Source organism: Flagellimonas olearia (assembly GCF_009184425.1).
GTDB lineage: Bacteria > Bacteroidota > Bacteroidia > Flavobacteriales > Flavobacteriaceae > Flagellimonas > Flagellimonas olearia.
Genome location: NZ_WELG01000189.1, coordinates 1 through 320, shown reverse-complemented (window position 1 = coordinate 320; position 320 = coordinate 1). Strand labels below are relative to the sequence as shown.

General features: G+C 30.9%; 1 protein-coding gene. It reads left to right on the top strand.

Annotated features, from left to right (window positions below; all coding sequences use genetic code 11):
- Nucleotides 1-18 precede the first annotated feature (18 nt).
- On the top strand, nucleotides 19-320 hold a 302-nt coding region (locus F8C76_RS20055; protein WP_249042470.1), incomplete at its 3' end, for a ThiF family adenylyltransferase.

Sequence of the window (320 nt, the reverse complement as noted above, 5' to 3'; positions counted from 1 at the left end):
TATCCAAAAAAACTAATATTGTTAGATAAGGATACCGTTGATCCCAGCAATCTTAACCGTCAGTTCTTGTTTGACAAGAATTACATTTCACAATATAAAACATCTGCCATAAAGCAGGCTCTTTCTAGTAGATTTGACATCAATATTGAGACAGTAGATGATTTTGCCAGTGAAGACAATCTTGAAGAAATTTTTTCTAAACATAAAAAAGAAAATTTGTTTGGAATTGTTTCTGGAGATAATCCAAACACAGTGCAATTGGCAACGAGATTTTTTTGTAAGTGTCGCATTCCATTTTTAAATATTGGCTATTTAAATGA